Annotated in this window: 10 protein-coding genes; 5 read left to right on the top strand and 5 right to left on the bottom strand. The window is 69.5% G+C overall.

The window, feature by feature from the left end:
- Positions 1–2: 2 nt before the first annotated feature.
- The 5 genes from xdhA to QFZ47_RS19370 form a co-directional block, all read right to left on the bottom strand.
- Positions 3–1,613: a xanthine dehydrogenase small subunit gene (xdhA, locus tag QFZ47_RS19390; RefSeq protein WP_307657169.1), complete on the bottom strand. Its 1,611-nt coding sequence runs from the start codon at positions 1,611–1,613 to the stop codon at positions 3–5.
- 252 nt (positions 1,614–1,865) lie between these two features.
- Positions 1,866–2,075 carry an MbtH family protein gene (locus QFZ47_RS19385; protein ID WP_307657168.1) on the bottom strand — a complete coding sequence of 70 codons (210 nt, stop codon included), beginning with the start codon at positions 2,073–2,075 and terminating at the stop codon, positions 1,866–1,868.
- Positions 2,076–2,103: 28 nt separating this feature from the next.
- Positions 2,104–3,423, bottom strand: a complete 1,320-nt coding sequence (locus QFZ47_RS19380; RefSeq protein WP_307657167.1) for a glycosyltransferase — start codon at positions 3,421–3,423, stop codon at positions 2,104–2,106.
- A gap of 18 nt (positions 3,424–3,441) precedes the next feature.
- Positions 3,442–10,935, bottom strand: coding sequence for a non-ribosomal peptide synthetase (locus QFZ47_RS19375; protein WP_307657166.1), 7,494 nt, complete (start codon positions 10,933–10,935; stop codon positions 3,442–3,444).
- Positions 10,936–11,317: 382 nt separating this feature from the next.
- On the bottom strand, positions 11,318–12,223 hold the full coding sequence (locus tag QFZ47_RS19370) for a LysR family transcriptional regulator (RefSeq protein WP_370880594.1): 906 nt from the start codon (positions 12,221–12,223) through the stop codon (positions 11,318–11,320).
- A 128-nt stretch (positions 12,224–12,351) separates the two neighbouring features.
- Here QFZ47_RS19370 and QFZ47_RS19365 point away from each other — a divergent pair, with 128 nt between their 5' ends.
- From QFZ47_RS19365 to QFZ47_RS19345, 5 genes are all read left to right on the top strand, one after another.
- Positions 12,352–13,551 carry a PQQ-dependent sugar dehydrogenase gene (locus QFZ47_RS19365; protein WP_307657164.1) on the top strand — a complete coding sequence of 400 codons (1,200 nt, stop codon included), beginning with the start codon at positions 12,352–12,354 and terminating at the stop codon, positions 13,549–13,551.
- Positions 13,548–14,201, top strand: coding sequence for a c-type cytochrome (locus QFZ47_RS19360; RefSeq protein ID WP_307657163.1), 654 nt, complete (start codon positions 13,548–13,550; stop codon positions 14,199–14,201). The genes QFZ47_RS19365 and QFZ47_RS19360 overlap by 4 nt, the downstream gene beginning before the upstream one ends.
- A gap of 109 nt (positions 14,202–14,310) precedes the next feature.
- Positions 14,311–16,470, top strand: coding sequence for a thiamine pyrophosphate-dependent enzyme (locus QFZ47_RS19355; protein WP_307657162.1), 2,160 nt, complete (start codon positions 14,311–14,313; stop codon positions 16,468–16,470).
- A gap of 8 nt (positions 16,471–16,478) precedes the next feature.
- Positions 16,479–18,095: an indolepyruvate oxidoreductase subunit beta family protein gene (locus tag QFZ47_RS19350; protein ID WP_307657161.1), complete on the top strand. Its 1,617-nt coding sequence runs from the start codon at positions 16,479–16,481 to the stop codon at positions 18,093–18,095.
- A gap of 34 nt (positions 18,096–18,129) precedes the next feature.
- Complete coding sequence (locus tag QFZ47_RS19345) at positions 18,130–19,119, top strand: Bug family tripartite tricarboxylate transporter substrate binding protein (RefSeq protein WP_307657160.1); 990 nt, start codon at positions 18,130–18,132, stop codon at positions 19,117–19,119.
- Positions 19,120–19,133 lie beyond the last annotated feature (14 nt).

Genomic DNA, 19,133 nt, shown 5'->3' with positions numbered 1-19,133 from the left:
GGTCAGGCTCCTTCGGCCGCGGCTTTGGCTGCGGCATGAGGCATCACGCTCCACACGCTGGTCTCTTCGAGCGAGAGCGCGTCTTCGGTGCGCGTTTCGAGCCAGAGGCGCTGGACGAGGTTCTGCGCCACCTGCAGCCGGTAGTCGGCCGAGGCGCGCATGTCCGACAGCGGCTTGAAGTCCTGCGCGAGCGCGAGCCTGGCGGCGGCAACGCTGGCCTGCGTCCACGGTTTGCCGACGAGTGCCGCTTCGGCATTTGCGGCGCGCTTCACGGTGGCGGCCATGCCGCCGAAGGCCAGGCGCACGGCCTTCACTGTGTCGCTGCCCGCTTCGAGCTCGATCGCGAAGCCTGCGCACAGCGCCGAGATGTCGCAGTCGAAGCGCTTGCTGATCTTGTAGGCGCGCACCTGGCGGCGCATGGCGGCCAGCGGAACCGCCAGGCCCTGCACGAACTCGCCGGACTGCAGCTGGTTCTTCATGTAGTCGATATAGAAATCGGGCAGCGGCATGCGGCGCACCGCGTCGCCGCGGCGCAGCTCGATCTCGGCATCGAGCGACATCAGCACCGGCGGCGAATCGCCGATGGGCGAGCCGTTGGCCACATTGCCACCCATGGTGCCGGCATGGCGGATCGGCGGCGAGGCGAAGCGCAGCCACACGTCCGCGAGGCTCGGCACGCGCTGCACCAGGGCTTCGAAGGCGGCTTCGAGCGAAGCGCCGGCGCCGATGTAGAGCTCGCCCCCTGCGTCGTTCGGACGGGTCTCGATGGTCTTCATCTCGGCCACGTCGCCCACGTAGATGATGTCGCCGAGGTCGCGGAACTGCTTGTTGACCCAGAGGCCGACGTCGGTCGAGCCGGCCAGCAGCTGGGCGCGCGGCTTCTGCTCGCGCAGCGCGGCGAGCTGGGCCAGGGTTTTGGGCGCGTGGAAGTGGTCGATGCGGGCGCCGAGCGGCGCGGCGTAGTCCAGGCCGTCGTTCTGCAGCGCGGCGAGCGCAGCCACCACGGGTTCCGTGTCGAGCCGCACGGCCGGCAGGTCGAACATGCGCTGGCCGGCGTCGAGGATCGGCCGGTAGCCGGTGCAGCGGCAGAGGTTGCCCGACAGTTCGTCGGCCAGCTGCTGGCGCGTGGGCTGCGTGCCTTCGGCCTGGTGGTGCTCATAGGCGGACCACAGCGACATCACGAAGCCCGGCGTGCAGAAGCCGCACTGGGAGCCATGGCAGTCGACCATCGCCTGCTGCACCGGGTGCAGGTGGTGCACGGGGTGCTTCTTGTCCTGCGGCTGCGCCGCGGCGCACTGCGCCTTCAGGTCTTCGACCGTGAAGAGCGCCTTGCCGTGCAGCGTGGGCAGGAACTGGATGCAGGCGTTGACCGTCTGCAGCTGCAGCCCGCCGACGGCGCCGGGCGCGTTGGCGTCGCTGGCCAGTTCGCCGATCACGACGGTGCAGGCGCCGCAGTCGCCCTCGTTGCAGCCTTCCTTGGTGCCGGTGCAGTGCGCGTCCTCGCGCAGCCAGTCGAGCACCGAGCGGGTCGGATGCACGCCGCTGACGTCGACGATCTTGCCGCGGTGGAAGAAGCGGACGGGTTGGATGTTGTTGCTGCGCTCTGTACTCATGCTCTTCGGCCTCGTGGGCGGCCTGGTTTTCCCGGCCAAGCCTGGACGTTAGCCGCTTGTGCCGCGGCCCACATACCGCGGGAGCCATATTGCGTATGTGGACGCGGGTATGCGACCTAGGGGGAAACCCTGGAGAGCGAGAGCAATTCCCGGGCCATGGACATGAGCCGCCGGGCCGTTCCCAAGGCGATTACCGCAGCGCGCAGCGCGGAGGTTGCCTTATGGGCGTGCCCATGGCGAGGGTCCGTGGCGTCAGCCGCCGCCGGCCGCCGCCAGCGAGCGCGGCCGCATGTCGACCCAGTTCGCTTCGATGAATGCGTCGCAGGCGGCCCGCCCGGTCGCTGCCAGCGCCACCTGCCAGCCGGCGGGCACGGCGATGAAGGCGGGCCACAGCGAATGCTGCCCTTCGTCGTTCACCAAGACCTGGAAGTTGGCGTTCTTGTCGTCGAACGGGTTGCTCATTGTCGAGTTCCTTTTTCTTGCGCGGCGTTCAAGCCGTTTCCGCGGATGCGGGGGTGGTTTGCGGGAGCGCCGCGAGGGCGTCCGCGATGTCGTTCAGTGCGTGATGGCGCGCAAAGTTCTCGCGCAGCGCAGCCGCGCGCCGCCGGTAGCTGGAATCCCCCAGCACCTTGCGCACGGCGTCGCTGATCTGGCGCGCGCCCGGCTGGCCGGTGCCCAGGTTGATGCCCGCGCCCGACCAGGCCACGCGCGCAGCGATCTCGGGTTTCTCTTCGCTGGTTCCGGCCACCACCAGCGGCACGCCCAGGCTCAGCGCATGGTTGACCGAGCCGTAGCCGCCGTTGGTGACCATCGCATGCACCTTGGGCAACAGCCGGTCGTAGGGCAGGAACGGCAGCACGCGGGCATTGGCAGGCACATTCGCGCTCAGCGCCGGCGGCACCGGGCCGCCGGTGGTGGCGATGACGAGGATGTTGCTGTCGCCGGCCAGCGCCTGCAGCGCCGGGCCGATCAGCTGCGCCGGGTTCTGGTTGGCCAGCGTGCCCTGCGTCACCAGCACCACCGGGCGGCCGTCGTCCAGCTCGTGCCACCAGTCGGGCGGCGTGAAGCCGCGGCTGGCGGGCGCGAGCAGCGGGCCGACGAAGCGCACCGATGCGGGCAGGTCGCTGCGCGGATATTCGAAGGAAGGCGCCGTGAGCTGCAGGTACAGGTCCGGCAGCTTGACCATGGCGTCGATGAAGAACTCCGGCAGCACGGGCGAACCCGAGCGCGCCAGCAAGCCGTCGAAGTAACGCTGCACCTCGCCGAACATCGCCTGCTGGAGGTTGGCGTTCATCGCGCGGTTGCGCGCGCGCCCCTCCGGGGTGCTCGACGGCGGCAGCGCGGTGCCGAAGAAGGCGGTGTCGCAGCTGGACAGCGGCAGCGCCGAGATGCCGATGGCGACGACAGCCGGGCGCTCTTCACGCGACCCCAGCAGCAGCGGGAAGGTGCCGCAGAACATGGTGTCGACCACGATGGCATCGGCCTCGAACCCGTCGAGGATCGAACGCAGGCCCTTCAGTTGCGCCGCCATGGCGTCGGCAAAGAAATGCTTGAGGCCGAAGCACAGCTGCGCATGCGCCGACGAGAGCCGCCGGCGCTCGGGAAAGCGCTCGTCGAGCTGGCGGTAGTCGTAGTCGATCGCGGGCTCGAAAGCGGTGAACGTTGCGCCGGTGGCCTCGGCCTGCGCCCTGAACTGGCTCGCGGTGTGCACCCGCACTTCGTGCCCCTGGCCCACGAGGTGCTGCGCGATCGCCAGCATCGGCAGCACGTGACCCGGCAAGGCGGTGGCCGCGATGAGATAGCGTGCCATTGCGTTTTCTTCTCCTTCCTACGAGGTGGTGGTTTCCGCGGCGCGGCGCGGCTTGGTGTCGATGCCCAGGTCGACGAAGTAGCGCTGCAGCAGCTCGCGGTCCACCGGGCGGATCGGCGCGCCGATGGCTTCGAGCTGCGCCTGCGTGGCCGCGCCGCTCACCTGCGGCGGCGTGGCCGAGGTGTCGTAGCGGTCGAGAATCGCCAGCACCGCGGCCAGGTCGCGGTCCTGCCCGGTGGCCAGCCTTTCATGCGCGCGCTCGAGCCACGGCTCGAGCCCCACCGGCTCCAGCCGCATGCCCATGCGCTCGAACACCGGCGGAATGTCGCGCACCCGCAGCGCCTCCTGGCTCATCAAATGGAACACCTGGCCCCACGAGGCCTGCTGCCCCGCAAGGCCCAGGATGGCGCGCGCCACGTCGTCCACCGGTGTCAGGTTGAGCGGCAGGTCCATGTCGGGAATCGCTTCCAGCTCGGCATAGAGGTGCGCCACGCGCCAGATCAGGTCGTCGGCGTTGCAGATCGCATGCGTGTGGTCGCCGGTGACGGCCCCGAGCCGATAAATGGCCACCGGCATGCCGCGCGCCTGCGCCTCGCGGGCCAGCGCGTCGCCGACCCACTTGCTCTGGCTGTAGCCGTCGACCAGCCCGCTCCACGAGGCCAGCGTCGATTGCTCGGTGATGGTGTCTTCCTTGTTGTTCTGGTCGATCACCGCAAGCGTGGAGACGTAGTGCATGCTCTTCGCGCGGCCGTGCGCTGTCCATTCGAGCAGCGTGACCACGCTGTCAACGTTCGCGGGCTTGAGGCTCGCATAGGGATGCAAAAAGTCGACTTGCGCGGCGCAGTGGTAGATGGCGTCGCAGCCGTCCCGCACCAGCTGCACGGCGCTGTCGTCGAGGCCCAGGCGCGTCTTGCCGAGGTCGCCCGTGACCACCTTGATGCGCGCGTCGTCCCACACGGCGCCGAGTTGGCGCTGGGCCAGCGTGCGCTTCAAACGAAGCACGCCGGCCTGCTCGTTCTCGGCGCGCACGTGGCACACCACGCAGGCCGCGGTATCGCGCAGCAGCGCGGCCAGCAGGTGGCTGCCGACGAAGCCGCTGGCACCGGTGAGGAACACGCGCTTCGCAGCCAGCGTCGGCGCAACGCCCTGCGGGCGGATGTGCGCGGGCAGGTCGAGTTCGCGCGACAGATCGAGCGCCTGCGCCCCAACGCCGGCGTTGTCGTCGATCCACGCGGCCAGCTCGGCAATCGAGGGGCGGTTGTAGACCTCGGCATGCGGGAAGTCCGCGCGCACCTGCTGGCGGATGCGCATGCCGAGCTGGATGGCCATCAGCGAATGCCCGCCGATCTCGAAAAAGTTGTCGTGGATGCCGACGCGCTCCAGTTGCAGCGTTTCCGCCCACAGCCCCGCGAGCAGCTTCTCGGTGGCCGTGCGCGGTTCCACGTACTGCGCACCCGCCTGCGGCTCTCCGGGTGCGGGCAGCGCCTTGCGGTCGAGCTTGCCGCTCTGCGTCAGCGGCAGCGACGGCAGGTGCACGAAGGCCGAGGGCACCATGTAGTCGGGCAGCGCCTTCGCCATGTGCGCGCGCAGCTCGACCGGCTGCGGATCATCGGAGGCGGCGGCGAAGTAGGCCACCAGGCGCTTGTCGCCCGGCACGTCCTCGCGCACGACCACGGCCGCCTGCGTCACCTGCGGGTGCTTCAGCAGCACCGACTCGATCTCGCCGGGCTCGATGCGAAAGCCCCGGATCTTCACCTGCTGGTCGGCACGGCCCAGGAAGTCGAGGCTGCCGTCGCTTCGCCAGCGCGCAAGGTCGCCGCTGCGGTACATGCGGCTGCCCGGTTCGCCGAAGGGATTGGCGATGAAGCGTTCGGCGCTCAGCACGGGCCGCTTCAGGTAGCCGCGCGCCACGCCGCTGCCGGCGATATAGAGCTCGCCCGCCACGCCGGGCGGCACCGGCCGCAGGCTGTCGTCGAGCACGTACATGCGCGTGTTCCAGATCGGCCGGCCAATGGACGGCGGCTCGTTCGCATTCATCGGCGCGCTCATGCTCGCGCAGATGGTGATTTCGGTCGGGCCGTAGGCGTTGACCATGCGGCGGCCCTGCGACCAGCGCGCGGCCAGCGCGGCAGGACAGGCGTCGCCGCCCACCACCAGCGTTTGCAGCTGCGGGAATTCGCCGTGCGGCAAGGTCGCGAGTGCGGCGGGCGGAATCAGCGCATGGCTGACGGCCTGCCTTTCGAGCAGCTCGGCCAGGTCCGTGCCCAGCAGCTGCTGCGCCGCGGGCAGCACCAGCGCGGCGCCGGCGTGAAAGGCCATCAGCTGGTCCATCACCGAAGCGTCGAAGCCGCTGGAGGAAAACTGCAGCACGCGCGAATCGGGCGTGACCGCGAGCCGCTCCATCATGGCGGCGCCCAGGCTGGCGAGGCCCGCATGCGGCACCACCACGCCCTTGGGCACACCGGTGGAGCCGGAGGTGTAGATGACGTAGGCGGCATCGCGCGGATCGGCCGCTTGCGCCGGCGGCTCGTCCGACTGGATGGCCAGCGCGGCCACTGTTTCATCGCTGTCCATCGTCATGCAATGCGGAACGCCGGCCAGTTGCGGCAACAGCGCGGCATGGGTCAACACGGCAGCGGGCGCCGCATCCTCGAACACGAAGGCGCTGCGTCCGGCCATGTGGTTCGGGTCGATGGGCAGGTAGGCCGCACCGGCCTTGATGATGGCCAGGTGCGCCACCACAAGGTCGAGCGAACGCGGCAGCACCGTCGCGACGATGGCGCCGGTACCGATGCCCCGGCCGCGCAGCAGGTGGGCGAGCCGGTTGGCGCGCACATCGAGCTCGGCATAGCTGACGGTGGCATCGTCGAGCACCACCGCCGCCGCGTGTGGACGCTCGGCGGCATGCGCCTGCACCATGGCGGCGAGCGAAAGCGGTGCCAGCTCGCGCGTGGGGCCGCTCCAGTCCTCCAGCAGGCGGCGGCTTTCCTCGGCGCTCAGGATGGCCAGGCTGCCGATGGGCTCGTCGGGTGCGTCGCATGCTTCTTCGAGCAAGCGCGCGAGCCGCGCCGCGATGGCCTCGACCGTGCCGCGGTCGAACAGGTCGGTGCTGTACTGGATGCCGCCGGCAATGCCGCCCGGCAGGCCGTCGGCGCCGCGCTGCTCGTCGAGGATGAAGGACAGGTCGAACTTCGCGGTGTCCACGGCCACCGGCTGCGGCGTGATCGACAGGCCCGGCAGGCTGAACGACAGGCGGTTGCTGCCCTGCTGGAACCCCAGCATGACCTGGAACAGCGGCAGGTTGGCGCCCGAGCGCCCCGGCCGCAACAGCTCCACGATGCGGTCGTACGGGAGCTCCTGGTTGGCGTAGGCCGCCAGGTTGGTGGTGCGCACCCGCGCGATCAGCTCGCGCAGGCTCGGCTGCCCCGAAAGGTCGGTGCGCAGCACCAGCGCGTTGACGAAACAGCCGATCAGCTCGTCCAGCGCGTGATCGCTGCGCCCGGCCACCGGCGTGCCGATGGCGATGTCGTCGCCGGCACCCAAGCGATGCAGCAGCCCCGCGAGCGCGGCCTGCAGCACCATGAAGACGCTGGCCTGGCCGTCGCGCGCCAGCTGCAGCATGCGTTCGTGAACGCGCGGCGCGATCTGCATCGGCACCACGTCGCCGCGGTAGCTGGGCACCGCCGGATGCGGGCGGTCGACCGGCAGGCTCAGCCGCTCGGGCAGGGCGCAGAGGGTCTCGCGCCAGAACTCGCGCTGGCGGCCGGCCATGCTGTCGGGGTCATCTTCGCTGCCGAGCAGTTCGTGCTGCCACAGTGCGTAGTCGGCATATTGCAGCGGCAGTGGCGCCCAGCCCGGCGCCTTGCCTTCGCATCGCGCCGCATAGGCCACGCTCAGGTCGCGCGCCAGCGGCAGCAGCGACGCGCCGTCGCCGGCGATGTGGTGCGTCAGGAGCAGCAGCACATGCTCGTCGGCGGCCAGTTTGAACAGGTGCGTGCGCAAGGGCGGCGTGGTGCCGAGCGCAAAGCCGCGGTGCGCCGCGCCATGCAGCTGCGCGGCGATCTCGTCCTCGCTGCTGCCGGCTTCGATCACCGCCGGCCGCGCCTCGGCACCATCGAGGATGTGCTGGTACGGAAGCCCGTTGTCGTTCGGATAGATGGTGCGCAGGCTTTCGTGGCGCTGCACCAGGTCGCCCAGCGCCTCGTGCAGTGCCGCGCGGTCCAGCAGGCCCGAAAGCCGCAGCGCGAGCGGCATGTTGTAGGCCGGGTTGCCCTCCTCGAGCTGGTTCATCAGCCACAGGCGGCGCTGCGCGAACGACAGCGGAATGCGCGCCGGGCGCGGCATCGGTGCAATGCTGGGGCGCGCGACCGTCTCCTGGTCGAGCAGCTCCGCGAGGCCCGCGATGGTGGAGACCTGGAACAGCGTGTCCAGCGGCAGGTCGATCATGAACTGCTGCCGGATCATCGAGATCAGCTGCACGATCATCAGCGAGTGCCCGCCAAGCTCGAAGAAGTTGTCGTGGATGCCCACGCGCGGCAGGTGCAGCGTCTCGGCCCAGAGGCCGGCCAGGATCTTCTCGGTGGGCGTGCGCGGCGCGGCATATGGCGTGGCGGCCTGCAGCTCGGGCGCCGGCAGCGCCTTGCGGTCGAGCTTGCCGCTCGGGCCCAGCGGCAGCGCCGGCAGGTTCACGAAGGCCGAGGGCACCATGTACTCGGGCAAGGCCTGCGCCAGGTGCGTGCGCAGCTCGGCGGCCTGCGGGTCGGCCGCATCGGCGGCCACCACGTAGGCCACCAGGCGCTTCTCGCCTAGCGCGTCCTCGCGTGCAACTACCGCGGCCTGCGCCACCTGCGGGTGTTTCAGCAGCACCGATTCGATCTCGCCGGGCTCGATGCGCAGGCCGCGGATCTTCACCTGCTGGTCGGCGCGGCCGAGGAAGTCGAGGCTGCCGTCGCTGCGCCAGCGCGCGAGGTCGCCGCTGCGGTACATGCGGCTGCCGGGCTCGCCATAAGGATTGGCAATGAAGCGCTCCGCGCTCAACAGCGGGCGCTTCAGGTAGCCGCGCGCCAGGCCGATGCCCGCGATGTAGAGCTCGCCGGCCGTGCCCGGCGGCACGGGCTGCAGGCCGCTGTCCAGCACATGCATCTGCGTGTTCCAGATCGGGCGACCGATGGGCACGCTCGCCGATGCGGCCGCGGCTTGCGGTTCGCGCGGGCATTCCCATGAAGTGACGTCGACGGCGGCCTCGGTCGGCCCGTAGAGGTTGTGCAGCTCGCAGGCCAGGCGCTGCTGGAACTGCGACACCAGCGCGGGCGACAGGGCTTCGCCGCTGCAGATCACCCGCCGCAGCGTGGTGCATGCGGATGCCGCGGGCTCGCGCAGGAAGACCTCGAGCATCGACGGCACGAAGTGGATCGTGGTGATGCCTTCGCCGGCAATCAGCCCGGCCAGGTACGCCGCATCCTTGTGGCCGCCCGGCTTCGCGAGCACCAGCGTGGCCCCGTCGATCAGCGGCCAGAAGAATTCCCAGACCGACACGTCGAAGCTCGAAGGCGTCTTCTGCAGCACGCGATCGTCGGCCCGCAGGCCGTAGCGGTGCTGCATCCAGCGCAGCCGATTGACGATGGCGCGGTGCGACACCACCGCGCCCTTCGGCGTTCCGGTGGAGCCCGAGGTGTAGATCACATAGGCCGGATGCGAAGGGTCGATCGCGACGGCGGGATCGGTGTCGGCGCAAGTCCCCAGTTCGGCAATCGTTTGCGGCAGGTCGAGCAGCAATGGCGACGCGTCGCCCGGCAGTGTCTCCGCGAGCGCCATGGTCGTGACCAGGCACACCGGCCGCGCATCGCCGAGCATGAAGGCGATGCGCTCCTGCGGAAAGTCCGGATCGACCGGCAGGTAGGCGGCGCCGGTCTTCAGCGTGGCCAGCAGGGCCACCATCAGTTCCATCGAGCGCGGAATGGCCAGCGCCACGGTGCGCTCCGGCCCTGCGCCGCGTGCGCGCAGCAGGTGCGCGAGCCGGTTGGCGCGGCGGTTCAGTTCGTCGTTGCGCATCGCCTCGCCTTCGAAGCAGAGGGCAATGCCTTGCGGGTTGGCTGCAAGCTGCGCTTCGATCAGTGCCGTCAGCGTCGTGTCCGGCACCGCGTACGCCGTGTCGTTCCACACCACCAGCAGCTGCCTGCGCTCGTCGGCACTCAGCAGGTCGACGCGGCCGACTGCCTGGTCCGGCTCGCGGATCACCGCGGCCATGAAGGCGAGCAGGCGGCGCTGGTGATCGGCCAGCCCTTCTGCGCTGTGCACCGCGGGGTTGGCGTCGAAGTCGATCTGCAGGTCCTGCCCGTTGCCGCGCTCGTACAGGAAGATGCCCAGGTCCTCGGCCGTGCCGTTCGACAGGTTGCGCGGCCTGGCGGCATGGCCCGCAAAACGGAAGTCGTAGTCGAAGGGCTCGACGTTGACCACCGTGGTGAACAGCTGCCGGTTGGCGACCAGCATGTGGAGGTCGCTGCGCAGGTGTTCGTAGCGATAGCTCTGGTGCCGCAGGATCTGCCGCATCTGCCGGCCGACCTCGCGGATCAGTTCCGGAATCGGCAGGTCCGCGCGCATGGCCAGGCGCAGCGGCAGTGCGTTGGCCACCATGGCCGGCACGCGCCGCATACGGTCGTTGTGGCGCGCCGTCACGGGGATGCCGATCACCATGTCCTCGATGCCGGTGGCGCGGTACAGATAGGCCGCGGTAGTGGCGATGAGGATCTGCGGCAGCGTGGTCCCGAGGTCTTGCGCAATGGCCTGCAGGGCCTGCACGCTGGCGGCCGGCAGGTGCACGGTCTGGCGCAGCAGGCCGCCGATGTTCACGGAACGCTGCGACGCCAGGCTCAGCGGATCCGGCGCATCGCCGAAGCGCTCGACCCAGTACTGGCGGTCGCGCGGGAAGCGGCCGGATTCGCGGTAGGCGTTGTCTTCTTCCGCCAGCTGCGAGACCGGCGCGAGGCGCGATTCATCGGGAACGGCGGCGCTGCCGGCGGCCATCGCGCTGTAGACGTCCGCGAGGCGGCGCGCAATGAGTCCGCCGCCAAAGCCGTCGAGCACGATGTGGTGGCTGCGGTGATACCAGATGTGGCGGTCGGGCGCGAGGCGGATCAGCGCGGACAGCCACAGCTGCCCGTGCGCGAGGTCGATGTTGCGCGTGAAGTCAGCGCGCATCCAGCGCTCGGCCTCGGCCTGCGGATCGGCCTTGCCGCTGAAGTCGAGGCAGGGGATCTCGCCGGTGAAGGTGGGCGCCACGACCTGGCGCGGTCCTTCGCCCGTGTCGATGAAACTCAGCCGCGTGGCCTCGGCTTCGTCGGCCACTTGGCGCATGGCGGCAAGGAAGATGGCGGGGTCGATGGGGCCATCGATGTCGATGGCTTCGGCAAGATTGAAATTGGTGTCGGGCGACGCGAATTTTGCGCCGAGCCACATCGCCATCTGACCCGAGGTCAGGGGCGCGGTGCGGCCCAGATGATCGGCGGTAGTCATGCACTTCTCCAGCTCTTGAATGAATTCGGCAACGGTGCATGTGCGCGTGAAAGAGACGCGCGAGGCACCCGCCGTTCAATGAGAAATGCTGAGGGCCCGCAGTGACGATCCGCTCACATGGCCAAACCAATGTACAAGTGGTTGCAACAATTTCGATGACGCTTTTTTGGAGCCAAAGCCCTTGGAAAACGCACTGAGCGCAAAAGGACTCATCGAGAAGACCGCATTCGGTTGGCCGATCTCGAAATGCGAAGGCTTTCATCGTAGTTCGGCAGAAAAACGCGCCGATTCCATGTTGCTGTGCAACAACTTGGTCTATTTTCCGTAGGGGAATCGATGCGCCTGGCCGCGCGTACTTTGGTGGTCGCGTGGGAGCTTTCTTCTACGGGCGTTCCGAGAACAGCGCGGTGATCACCAGCCGCAGCCATTGGTTGGCCGGGTCGGCCTCGAAGCGCTTGCTCCAATGCAGCGAGACCGTGAAGTCGCGCAGCGGAAAAGCCGGTTCGACGATGGCATAGCCGCCTTCCTCTGCAAATCCGCGCGCAATGTTGCGCGGCATCACCACCGCCAGGTCGGTGGCGCGCACGATGGCCGGCAACACCATGAAGTGCTCGGTGGTGAGCCGCACGCGCTCCTCCAGATTGAGCAGCTGCAGGATGCGCAGCGTCTCCGCATGCGTGCGCACCGCCACGTACTCGAGCGTCTGCAGCGCCTCGATGAGCGCCTGGCTGCTGCGCCGCCCGCGCGCGAACGGATGGCCCTTGCGCAGCAGCACGATGTAGCGGTCCTTCAGCAGGTGCCTGCGCTGCGTGTCGCGCACCTTGGGCAGGAAGCCGAAGGCAAAGTCGATGCGGCCGCTGTCGAGCGCGGGCGCTATGTCGGTGGGCGGCAGCGGAAGCGTCTCGACCCGCACGCCGGGCGCCATCTCGCCGAGCCGCGCCATCAGCGCGGGCAGGAAGCGCCCCTCGCCGATGTCGCTCATGTGGATGCGGAAGGTCTTGCGCGAGCCCTGCGGCTCGAAGCGGTCGGGCTCGCTCAGCGCTTCTTCCAGCGTGCTGAGTGCAGCCTGCACCGCGGTGGCCAGCCGCTCGGCGCGCGGCGTCGGCGCCACGCCGCCCGGGGCGCGCGTGAAGAGCGCGTCTTTCAGCAGCAGGCGCAGGCGGCCGAGGCCGTGGCTCGCCGCCGGCTGCGTCAGGCCCAGCGCCTCGGCCGCGCGGCTCACGCTGCGGGCGCGGTAAACGGCATCGAAGAGGCGCAGCAGGTTGAGGTCCATCGTCTGTATATGCATGCCATGCATATTACTTAGCTCGATTATTTTATTGAAGAGCGCGCTCCAGGCCCGCACACTGGCCGCCGTCGCCGATCGACATTCGGCGAACACAAGAAGAGCACCCCACAACGAGAAGGAGACACGACATGGCCAGACTCCGTCCGCATGCGGCAATCGCCGCCCTGCTTTGCGTTGCCGCCACCGCCGCCTGGGCACAGCAGCTCCCGGCCGAGGAGCCGGGCTGGGCCAAGGGCCGCCCCAAGACCGAGGCCGCCACGCGCATGGCGCCGGTGCCCTCCTTCCCGATCCCGACCGCGCCTGACCAGCTGCCCACCGCCAGGTTCAAGCTGCCGCCGGGCTTCAAGGTGGAGACCTGGGCCTCGGGCGTGCTCGATGCGCGTTCGCTGCGCCAGGGCGACAAGGGCACGGTCTTCGTGAGCACGCTGTTCGTGGGCAACAAGGTCTATGCCATTGCGGAGAAAGGCGACCGCAAGCCCAAGACCATCGTCGACAAGACCGAATTCGCCACCGGCATCGAGTTTCACAAGGGCGCGCTCTATCTGGCCACGCACAAGCAGATCGTTCGCTACGACGGCATCGAGGACAAGCTCGACAACCCCGGCACGCCCGCGCTGCTCAACGACAAGCTGCCCGGCGGGCAGGACCACAGCTGGCGCTACCTGCGCGTGCACGACGGCAAGCTCTACTACGCCGTGGGCGCGCCCTGCAACATCTGCGACCCCGACGAGGCGCATGCGCGCATCTTCCGCATGAACCTCGACGGCAGCGGCATCGAGACCGTGGCGCGCGGCGTGCGCAACACGGTGGGCTTCGACTTCGACCCCAAGACCGGCAACCTCTGGTTCACCGACAACGGCCGCGACTGGCTCAGCGAAGACCTGCCGAACGACGAGCTGAACGTGGTGGCCAAGCCCGACCAGCATTTCGGCTATCCGTATTGCCACCAGGGCAACATCGCCGACCCCGAATTCGGCTGGGGCAAGAACTGCGGCGAGTTCACCAGGCCCGCCGCCCTGCTCGGCCCGCACGCCGCCTCGCTGGGCCTGGCCTTCTACAACGGCAAGATGTTCCCCACCAAGTACCGCGGCGCGATGTTCATCGCCCGCCACGGTCCGTGGAACCGCACCGTCAAGTACGCCGACATTGCGGTGGCATGGCCCGACGGCAAGGGCGGCGCGAAGGTCGAGCCCTTCATGACGGGCTTCGTCGAGAACAACAACTACCTGGGCCGGCCGGTGGACTTCCTGGTGCTGAAGGACGGCTCCATGCTCGTGAGCGACGACCACGCCGGCGCGATCTACCGCATCAGCTACAGCGGCCGATGAGCAAGGGTCTCGCCATCACGCAGGCCATTGCGGGCATCGCCATGACGACGCTCCTCGCTTCAGCGGCACCGCTTGCCGGCGCACAAGGCACGCAGGCGGCGCAGGGCACCTATGCGCAGCGCTACGCGGCCGTGTGCGCCTCGTGCCACGGCGCGGATGGGCGCAGCGACATGGCGGGAACGCCGGTGCTCGCGGGCCAGCATTCGTTCTATGCCATCACGCAGCTGTTCCTGTTTCGCGAAGGCCGGCGCGACAACCCCGCCATGTCGGCGGTGGCAAAGACCATGAAGGACGAGGACCTGCGCGGCTTCTCGGAGTTCATCGCCACGCTGGCGCCGGTGCCCGCCGCGCCGCCGGCCGCGGCGCCCGATGCGGCGCGCATGGCACGCGGCCAGGCGCTGGCGCAAACGCATCGCTGCGTGATCTGCCACGGCGCCGACCTGAGCGGCGGCCAGCAGGTTCCTCGCATCGCGCAGCAGCGCGAAGACTATCTGCAGCTGACCCTGCACGGTTTCCGCACGGGCAAGCGCCCGGGCTACACGCAGGCCATGACCGAAGCGCTGAGCGGCATCCCGCCGGAGGACCTGGACACCCTTGCCTACTACGTGGCGCGCTTTCCCGGCGCAGCCGCCAAGCCGCCCGGCAAGTAGGGAGCCGCCACCACCACACGGCGTCGGCGAAGCGCGGCGCGGGCAGAGCGCTTGCCGCTCCGCGCCATCGCCACCACTCAATCCCCATCCATCAACGGAGTCGAATCTCTTGGAAGTTTCATTCAGCAAGGAAGTCGAGTTGCTGCGCCTGGGCGCCGGCGACACTTTTCATGGCGAGGGCATCCTCGCAATCACCAAGGGCCTGTTGCAGTCGGGCGTGGCCTACGTGGGCGGCTACCAGGGCGCGCCTGTCTCGCACCTGCTCGACGTGATGGTGCAGGGCAAGGCCTACATGGACGAGCTCGGCGTGCACGGGGAGGCCTGCTCCAACGAAGCCTCGGCTGCAGCCATGCTCGGCGCCTCCATCCACTACCCGATGCGCGGCGCGGTCACCTGGAAGTCGATAGTCGGCACCAACGTGGCGGCCGATGCGCTCTCCAACCTGTCGTCGCCGGGCGTGACCGGCGGCGTGCTGGTGGTGGTGGGCGAGGACTACGGCGAAGGCGCCAGCGTGATCCAGGAGCGCACGCACGCCTACGCGCTCAAGTCGAGCATGTGCCTGCTCGACCCGCGGCCCGACCTCGGCGTGATGGTGCGCATGGTGGAAGAAGGCTTCCGCCTTTCGGAGGCCTCCAGCATGCCCTGCCTGATGGAGCTGCGCATCCGCACCTGCCACGTGCGCGGCAGCTTCGAGTGCAAGGACAACGTCGCACCCGCGGTGTCGACCCGCGCGCTGATGAGCGAGCCCGCGGGCTTCGATTACATGCGGCTCGCGCACCCGCCCGTCACCTTCCGCCATGAAAAGCTCAAGGGCGACGAGCGCATTCCGGCCGCGCGGCGCTACATCGTGGAGCACGGACTCAACGAGCTGATTCCGGGCGGCCGGCATGCCGACCTCGGGATCGTGGTGCAGGGCGGGCTCTACAACGCGCTGATCCGCAGCCTGCAGCAGCAGGGGCTGGCCGATGCCTTCGGCGAGACAGACATTCCGATCCTGGTGCTCAACGTGACCTACCCGCTGGTGCCCGAGCAGGTGGCCGACTTCTGCGTGGGCAAGCGCGCGGTGCTGGTGGTGGAAGAAGGCCAGCCCGAATACATCGAGCAGGACATCGCCACCCTGCTGCGCCGGCGCGACATCCAGACGCCGCTGCACGGCAAGGACATGCTGCCTTCGGCCGGCGAATACGGCGTCGAGGTGCTCGCGGGCGGCCTCGGCGCGTTCGCCGCGAAGTACATCGAGACCAGCGAGGCTTTGTCTTCCGCGCAGGCCTGGCTGGCCGGCAACCGCGAGCGCCGCGAGGCCGTGGCGCGCCAGCTCGAGACGCTGCTGCCCAACCGGCCGCCGAGCTTCTGCATCGGCTGCCCCGAGCGCCCGGTGTTCTCGGCGCTCAAGCTCGCGCAGCAGGAAACGGGGCCGGTGCACATCGCGGCCGACATCGGCTGCCATGCCTTCGGCACCTTCGAGCCCTTCTCGATGGGGCACTCGATCCTGGGCTACGGCATGAGCCTGGCGAGCCGCGCAGGCGTGGCGCCGATGATGAACCGCCGCACCCTGTCGATCATGGGCGACGGCGGGTTCTGGCACAACGGCCTGCTCACCGGCGTGCAGAGCGCGCTCTTCAACGACGACGACGCGGTGCTGCTGATCTTCAAGAACGGCTACACCTCGGCCACCGGCACGCAGGACATCATCTCCACGCCCGACGACGAGATGAAGGAGCGCGCCGTCGACAAGCAGCAGAGCCTGGTCGACAAGAACCAGACCATCGAAGCCACGCTCACGGGCCTGGGCGTGAAGTGGATGCGCACCGTCACCACCTACGACGTGGAGCGCATGCGCAAGACGCTGACCGAGGCGCTCACCAGCGACTTCAACGGCCTGAAGGTGGTGATCGCCGAGGGCGAATGCCAGCTCGAACGGCAGCGCCGCATCAAGCCGTGGATTGCCGGCCTGTTGAAAAAGGGCGAGCGCGTGGTGCGCGTGAAGTACGGCGTCGACGAGGATGTGTGCAACGGCGACCACGCCTGCATCCGCCTGTCGGGTTGCCCCACGCTCACGCTGAAGGACAACCCCGATCCGCTCAAGGTCGACCCTGTCGCCACCGTGATCGACGGCTGCGTGGGCTGCGGCCTGTGCGGCGAGAACGCGCACGCGGCCACGCTGTGCCCGAGCTTCTACCGCGCCGAGGTGGTGCAGAACCCGAAGTGGCACGAGCGGCTGCTGCATTCGCTGCGCGGCGCCGTGGTGCGCGCGCTGCAACCCGCATGAGACACGGCATGGAACACAACCGCCCCATCTCCCTGCTCGTCTGCGCCCTCGGCGGCGAAGGCGGCGGCGTGCTCACCGAATGGCTGGTGGAGATCGCGCGCCACGCCGGCTACGCGGCGCAGAGCACGTCGATTCCCGGCGTGGCGCAGCGCACCGGCGCCACCACCTATTACATCGAGGTGTTCCCGGTGCCGCTCGCGCAGCTCGCCGGCAAGCGCCCCGTGTTCAGCCTGAGCCCGGTGCCGGGCGCGCTCGATGCCGTCGTGTCGTCGGAGCTGCTCGAGACCGCACGCCAGATCGGCAACGGCATGAGCGCGCCGCTGCGCACGCTGGTCATCAGCTCGTCGGCGCGCATCTTCACCACCGCCGAGCGCATGGAACCGGGCGATGGCCGCGCCGATGCGCAGCGCCTGCTCGACGTGGTGAAAGCCTTCAGCCGCGAACACCATGTGTTCGACATGAACGCCGTGGCGCGCGAGACCGGCACAGTGGTCAGCGCGGTGATGCTCGGCGCCATCGCGGGCAGCGGCCTGTTTCCGTTCCCGCGCGGCGCGTACGAGCATGTGGTGCGCGGCGGCGACACCCGCGCGCCCCAGAAGCTCGGCAAGATGGCCGCGGCCAGCCTGCGCGGCTTTGCGGCCGGCTTCGAGGCCGTGAGCGCGCCACGCGCGCAGGCCGCCTTCGTGAACAGCGTGATGGCCGCCGACACCCGCGACGCGCCGCCACCGCCGTGCGCATTGCCGGACGAACTGGCGCGGCGCTTTCCGCCGGCCGTGCACGACATGCTCGCGCTCGGCCATGCGCGCGTGCTCGACTACCAGGACGCCGCCTACGCCGCGCTCTATGCCGCGCGGCTGGCCAGGGTGCTCGATGCCGAGCGCATGGCCGATCCGGCCGGCGCACAGGGCTTTGCCATCACCCGCGAGGCCGCGCGCTGGCTCGCGCTGTGGATGGCTTTCGACGACATCGTGCGCGTGGCCGCACTCAAGGGCCGTGCCAGCCGCGCACAGCGCGTGCGGCAGGAAGTGCGCGCGGGCGACGAAGACATCGTGAAGGTCTATGACCACTTCAAGCCCGGCGCGGCCGAGTTCGCCGCGCTGCTGCCGCCGGGCCTGGCGCGCCGCGTCACCGCCTGGGACCGCGGCAGGCAGGCACGCGGCCTTGCGCCCTGGGCGCTGCCGCTCAAGGTGGGCAGCCACTCGGTTTTCGGCATGGCCTCGCTGCGCCTCTTGTCCTCGCTGAAGTGGCTGCGTCGCCGCGGCCACCGCTTTGCCGAGGAGCAGGCGCTGATCGAACGCTGGCTCGCGGCGGTGGAGGCCGGCACGCGCGAAGCCTGGGCGCTGGGCCACGAGCTTGCGCTGTGCGGCCGGCTCATCAAGGGCTATGGCAGCACCAACGAGCGCGGCAAGCACAACCTGCTGCACGTGATCGACGAACTCGCGGGCCGCGCGGCGCTGCCGGCGCCGGGGCGCGCCGAGGCCATCGCCGCCGCGCGCGCGGCCGCGCTCGAGGACGAAGGCGGCAAGGCGCTCGATGCCGCGCTGGTGCGCCACGGCGCCGCCCCGCGGCCGGTGCAGGCGCAGCCTATCCGCTGGATGAAGCGGCCGCCGTCCACCAGCGCCTGATCCTGATTCCATAACAACCTAGGAGACACCGCACATGCCCCACCATGCCCTTCCTTGGCGGCGACGCCTGCTGCTCACCGCCGCCTGCGCGCTGCTGGCTTGCGCGCACGCACAGACGCATGCCGACACATGGCCCGCCAAGCCGATCAAGGTGATCGTCAACTTTCCGCCCGGCGGCGCCGCCGACCAGATCGCGCGCGCGGTTTCGCAGCCGCTGCAGGAATTCCTCAAGCAACCCGTGGTGATCGAGAACCGCGCGGGCGCCAACGGCAATGTCGGCGGCGAGGCGGCGGCGCGCGCACCCGCGGACGGCTACACGTTGCTCCTGAGTTCGGGCGGCATGGTGTCGGTGAACCCGCACCTGTATGCGCGCATGAGCTTCGATCCCGCGAAGGACCTGGTGCCGGTGGCCGCGGCCGCGCGCGTGCTGGTGTTCCTGGTGACCAGGCCCGCGCTGCCGCCCGCGAACGTGCGCGATTTCATTTCGTACGCCAAGGCCAACCCGGGCAAGCTGTCGTACGGCTCGCCGGGCAGCGGCAGCTCGCCACACCTGGCGGGCGAAATGTTCAAGAACCAGGCCGGGGTCTTCGCGCTGCACGTGCCCTACCGCGGCGCGGCGCCCGCGCTGCAGGACCTGCTCGCGGGCCAGATCGACTACGCCTTCGATCCGGGTATCGGCCTGCAGCAGGTTCGCGCCGGCAAGCTGCGGCTGCTGGCGGTGGGCAGCCCGCATCGCTCGCCGCTCTTTCCCGACGTGCCCACGCTCGACGAGGCCGGACTGCGCGGCTTCGACGCCGACACCGTGTTCGGCTTCTACGCGCCCGCAGGCACGCCGCCGGAAGTAGTGGCGCAACTCAATGCGCAGATCAACCGCGCGCTCGCGCTGCCGGCCGTGAAGGAACGCATCGCCTCGCTCGGCGGTGAAGCGGTGCCGGGCTCGCCGGCCGAGTTCCAGCAGCGCGCGGCGGCCGATTCGCAGCGCTTCGGCGCGCTGATCCGCGAGCGGAAGATCGTCGCGGATTGAGCGCGCCATCGCCC

Origin of the sequence: Variovorax paradoxus, from assembly GCF_030815975.1 — a bacterium.
Classification (GTDB): Bacteria; Pseudomonadota; Gammaproteobacteria; order Burkholderiales; family Burkholderiaceae_C; genus Variovorax; species Variovorax paradoxus_N.
The sequence above is the reverse complement of the archived record's forward strand: the minus strand, read 5'-3'. Positions and strand labels throughout refer to the sequence as shown.